At 64.5% G+C, this 4799-nt stretch carries 4 protein-coding genes; 1 reads left to right on the top strand and 3 read right to left on the bottom strand.

Going from position 1 to position 4799, the window contains the following annotated elements; all coding sequences use genetic code 11:
* Nucleotides 1–78: 78 nt before the first annotated feature.
* Both ACY693_RS15140 and ACY693_RS15135 read right to left on the bottom strand, forming a co-directional pair.
* On the bottom strand, nucleotides 79–867 hold the full coding sequence (locus ACY693_RS15140; protein ID WP_462322645.1) for an SDR family oxidoreductase: 789 nt from the start codon (nucleotides 865–867) through the stop codon (nucleotides 79–81).
* A gap of 100 nt (nucleotides 868–967) precedes the next feature.
* Nucleotides 968–2557: a sodium:solute symporter family transporter gene (locus ACY693_RS15135; protein ID WP_462322644.1), complete on the bottom strand. Its 1590-nt coding sequence runs from the start codon at nucleotides 2555–2557 to the stop codon at nucleotides 968–970.
* A 264-nt stretch (nucleotides 2558–2821) separates the two neighbouring features.
* On the opposite strand from ACY693_RS15135, the gene gndA reads away from it, so the two are divergent.
* Nucleotides 2822–4348, top strand: coding sequence for an NADP-dependent phosphogluconate dehydrogenase (gene gndA / locus ACY693_RS15130; RefSeq protein ID WP_462322643.1), 1527 nt, complete (start codon nucleotides 2822–2824; stop codon nucleotides 4346–4348).
* Between the two features lie 17 nt (nucleotides 4349–4365).
* Here the strand turns inward: gndA and ACY693_RS15125 are convergent.
* The coding region (locus ACY693_RS15125) for a DUF5110 domain-containing protein (RefSeq protein WP_462322642.1) at nucleotides 4366–4799 on the bottom strand (434 nt) is incomplete at its 5' end.

The raw sequence follows: 4799 nt of genomic DNA, 5'->3' as shown, positions 1-4799 counted from the left end.
CGACGCAATGGCTGGCCGTCGGCAACACCAGATCCGAACCCCGGTCGATCACGTCAGCGCATGTGGGGTAGTCGAAGCTCAATCGGCGATGTGGCGTTTGCGAAAGGGTGCCAGCAACAACCGTCCAAGGATGCGCCAAGGCGTCAGCCAGACGATACGCGAGCCGTGACGGCGATCGGCCAGCACCTGCTCGGCCAATGCCGGCCCCACCGTCTCTGGTCGATCGCCGAGGAGATTGAGGAAACGCTTCACCTGGCCTTCGCGTCCAGACCGTGTGCTCAGGGCCAGTAGGTCGGTGTCAACCAGGCCGGGATTGAGGGTGCCGAACTGCACCGGTGTCGAGCGCAGCTCGGCGGTGATCGAGCGGGCGAAATAGCGGATCGCGGCCTTGCTGGTGCCATAGAGTGTGCTGCCGCGGCGCCGTTCGTTGCCGCTGCCCCAGCCTTCCATGGCATAGATGCGCCCATGACCTTGGGCAATCATGCCCCGAGCAGCGACCCGGGAGCCGTAGAGGGTTCCCAAGAGGTTGGTCTGGATCACGGCTTGAATCGGCTCCGGATCATGCTGCCAGAAATCCTGCTCGATCGAATTGAGGCCGGCGTTGTTGATCCAAATGTCGACGCGATCGAAGTGCCGGATCGCCGCGTCCCAGAGCGCTTGCGCCTGATCCGGATCGCCCACATCGCAGGCCTGGCCCAGGATGCGTTCCCGGATCGTCTGCGTCCCAAGGGAGTCGACGGTCTGCTCGACACGCTCCGCATCACGGCCGCAGACGACCACCCGGCAACCGCGGCTCAGAAAGGCATGGGCCATGGCCAATCCGATACCTTTGGTGCTGCCGGTGATGACGACGACGGGTGCTGCCATGGTGCTACCTCCGATTTGGGCTCCGATTCAGGGTGGTCCGACGGCGTTGCGCTCGTCCCGCCCGATGCGGTCTCGATCTGTAGACGATGGCGGAGACTGCTCACCACCACCAGACCACGACCGCAGCCGCCAGCAACGTCAACCCGAGCGCCATGTAGCGATAGTTTGCGTACCAGGGCGTGCCGGCCAGATCTTGGCTCTCCTGTCGCCATAGCGCTGGACGCCAGGTGCAGCGCTGCACCTTGTCCGGGTCCGGCGGTGCTGTTGCCAGGCTCACGGTCACCAAGATCAAGGCGCTCAGCGCGAACATGATTCCGGCTGCATAGAGGTATTGGAGCGGCAGCCAGTCGAGCAGCTCGTTGGTGGCCCAGCCGAGGATGCCCAGCGGCACCCCGATCACCAGCGTTGCCAAGGCACCGGCATTGTTCGCCCGCGGCCAGAAGATGCCGATGATGAACACGGCCGTCACCGGCGGCGTGATATAGGACATGAACGACTGCAGGTATTGCCACAGGGTTGGAAACTGCAGCACGATCGGGCTCCACAGGATCGCCGCGATCATGAAGCCGACCGTTGACCACCGGCCCCAGCGGGTCAACCCTTGGTCACTGGTCTGCGGGCGGAAGGTGCGCACGAAGTCCATCGTGAACAGGGTCGCCGACGAGTTGAAGATCGCCTCCAGGCTGGACAGGATCGCGGCGACGAAGGCAGCCAGCAGCAGGCCGCGCAGACCCACCGGCAGCAGATCCACGACCATGGTTGGGAACACCAGATCCGGCCGCTCAAGCTCTGGGTAGAGGGCGACCGCCAGCACCCCGGGCATGACCAGGATGAACAGGTTCGGCAGCTTCAGCAGCCCGGCGAACAGCGCGCCCCAGCGGCCGTGATCCAGGTCTTGGGCGCCCAGGGCGCGCTGCACGACGAACTGATTGGTACACCAGAAGTAGACGCCGATGACGAGCACGCCGGTGAAGATGCCCGGCCAGGGCAGGAGCTCGTCGTCAGCGGGTCGGATCAGGTGCAGCGCATCGGGTGGCGCCGCCTGGACGACCGCATCCCAGGATGGCACCGCCTGCCAGGCCAGCACCAGCACCAGTGTGCCGCCGATCATGATCATGGCGGCCTGCAGCGCATCATTGATGACCACGGCACTGAGACCGCCGAAGAAGATATAGACCCCGGCGATCAGCGCACCTGCCGCGAGCAGCGGCCACATCGGCACCGATGGGAACAGGGCCTGGCCGACCATGGCGCCCGCATAGAGCGATGCTGGCGCGTCGATCAGCGTCACGGCAACCAGCAAGAAGCCGGAGAACGCCAGCCGCGGCTCGCGGCCGAAGCGGGCCTCGAGGAACTGCGGGGCCGTGTAGATGCGCGCGCGCAGATAGAGCGGCAGCAGGAACAGCACGAACAGCACCAGGATCACCGCTGGCAGCCATTCGTAATGGTAGACGGCGATGCCGTCGTTGTAGCCGCTGCCGGGCAGGCCGACGAAGCTGCCTCCGCTCATATTGGCGACGTAGAAGGATAGACCGATGATCGGCCAGCGCAGCGCCCGGCCGCCGAGGAAGTAGCCTTCGGCGCCCTTGCGGGCGGTGCGCGCTGCCCACCAACCGAACAGGAGCCGTGTGCCGATCACATAGACGGCGACGACGGCCAGGTCCCAGGGGCTGATCTGCATGTTTGGCATGGCGATGTCCGATCTGAGAGGGTCGTGGTCCGAGCCTTGCTGGTGAGCGGAGGGGTACCGGAGCGCTGCATTGCTGATGCAGACGGTCGAGCAACAGTCGCCCATCTCCAGAAGCAAAGCACAAGACATGCCCAGTATCGAGCGCGCGTTGATACTGGCCCGCATGTTGCTGCTTTAAGCGGCCTCAAGTAGTCCAGTGCAATCCAATGCTCCTGGCCAATGCTCCAGCTGAGCTCGGTTTGACGAACAGAAGAGGATGTCACCATGGCAGCAAACGACCAACCCTCCGATATCGGCCTCATCGGTCTGGCGGTGATGGGCCAGAACCTAGCACTCAACATTGCCGATCACGATTTTCGCATCTCGGTCTATAACCGCACCACCGAGAAGATGGATGCCTTCGTTGACAACCATCCGGACACGCCCGGCGGCCTGGTCGGCTGCGCGACGCTGGAGGATCTGGTGCGCTCATTGGAGCGGCCACGCAAGATCATCATCATGGTCAAGGCCGGTAGCGGCACCGATGCCGTCATCGATCAGCTGATCCCCCTGCTCGACGAGGGAGATATCCTGATTGACGGCGGTAACGCCAAGTGGACCGACACCATCGCGCGCGAGCAGCGACTCGCCGAGCGCGGCCTGCGTTTCATCGGCAGCGGAATCTCCGGCGGCGAGGAGGGCGCGCGCTTTGGACCCTCGCTGATGCCCGGTGGGCGCGAGGATGCCTGGAAGGCGCTGGAGCCAATCTGGACGGCAATCGCCGCCAAGGTCGATCCTGAGACCGGCAAGCCGCTGCTCGGCGCCGAGCGCGGTAAGCCGGTGGAAGGCGGCGAGCCCTGTACCGCCTATATTGGCCCCGATGGCGCTGGACACTATGTGAAGATGGTCCACAACGGCATCGAGTACGGCGACATGCAGATGATCTGCGAGGCCTATGACCTGATGCAGCGCCTCGCTGGCATGAGCCCGGCCGAGATCGGACAGACCTTCGAGCGCTGGAATGATGGCGTGCTCGACTCCTATCTCGTCGAGATCACCGCCGACGTGCTGCAGCAGTTCGATCCGGTGACCGGCCAGCCCTTCGTCGATATCGTGCTCGATGCCGCTGGCCAGAAAGGGACCGGCAAGTGGACCAGTATCAATGCCCTCGATATGGGCGTGCCGGCACCGACCATCGCCGAGGCGGTCTTCGCCCGCTGCATCAGCGCCTTCAAGGAGGAGCGCGTCGAGGCGGCCCAGATCCTCGAAGGTCCAACCTCTCATTCAGCCAGCAAGCCGCCTGCTGAGGAGGACCGAGAAGCCTTGCTGGAGGCCATCCACGACGCCCTCTATTGCGCCAAGATCTGCTCCTATGCGCAGGGTTTCGAGCTGATGCGTGCTGCCCAGGCGGAGTATGGTTGGACGCTCGACCTTGGCGAGATCGCTCGGATCTGGCGCGGCGGCTGCATCATCCGCGCAGACTTCCTAGAGAAGATCGCTGAGGCCTATCGGCCTGAGCCAGATCTGGCCAATCTGTTGCTTGACCCGCATTTCAAAGCCGCCATCGACCACGCCCAGCCCCACTGGCGCAAGGTCGTTGCCCTGGCGGCGCAGCAGGGCGTACCAGCGCCAACCTTCGCGGCCTCGCTGGCCTATTACGACAGCTATCGCTCGGCACGCCTGCCGCAGAACCTGCTCCAGGCCCAGCGCGACGACTTTGGCGCCCATACCTATGAGCGCGTCGATCAGCCTCGCGGGCGCTTCTTCCACCTCGACTGGACCGATCCGGAGCGTCCGCAGCTCGAGCGGTGATTCGCGAAAGCCTTGGATCATCCTACCAGGCGCAGCTGGTGCGCCTTGCCGTCGTCGATGAGCGACACCACGACTGCGTGAGCTGCTTGATCCCAGCGCCAGTCAGCTACCGGGAGGCCGTCGAGCAGGACGTGCGCCGGGTGCTGAGCCACATGGAGTCGCAATACGAGGGTGCGCGGATGCGGCTGCCAGCCGCCCTGGCGCGGTCCGATCATGAGCGTCGGTCCCGCGGGTCCGGTTGTCACCGTTAACGCGGTTTCGGCTTGCGGGTCCTTGCCATCGTCCTTGCCATCGCCGGCGTCTTCGATCAGCGTCCAAGATCCATCGTGCTCATCGTCTGGATAGGCATCCAAGATCAGCTCGGTCAACGGCTCTCGTGTCGATTGTCGTCGTGGCCCGAGCGTCAAGCAACTGCCGCCGCGGACTAGGATCGGCATGCGACCCGGTGGTG

It is taken from the genome of Halochromatium sp. (assembly GCF_054919635.1).
The sequence above is the reverse complement of the archived record's forward strand: the minus strand, read 5'-3'. Positions and strand labels throughout refer to the sequence as shown.

Bases quoted from the DNA above. Each gene is read 5' to 3' on its own strand.
- gndA (WP_462322643.1), top strand. From the start codon at position 2,822: ATGGCAGCAAACGACCAACCCTCCGATATCGGCCTCATCGGTCTGGCG.
- ACY693_RS15135 (WP_462322644.1), bottom strand. From the start codon at position 2,557: ATGCCAAACATGCAGATCAGCCCCTGGGACCTGGCCGTCGTCGCCGTC.
- ACY693_RS15140 (WP_462322645.1), bottom strand. From the start codon at position 867: ATGGCAGCACCCGTCGTCGTCATCACCGGCAGCACCAAAGGTATCGGA.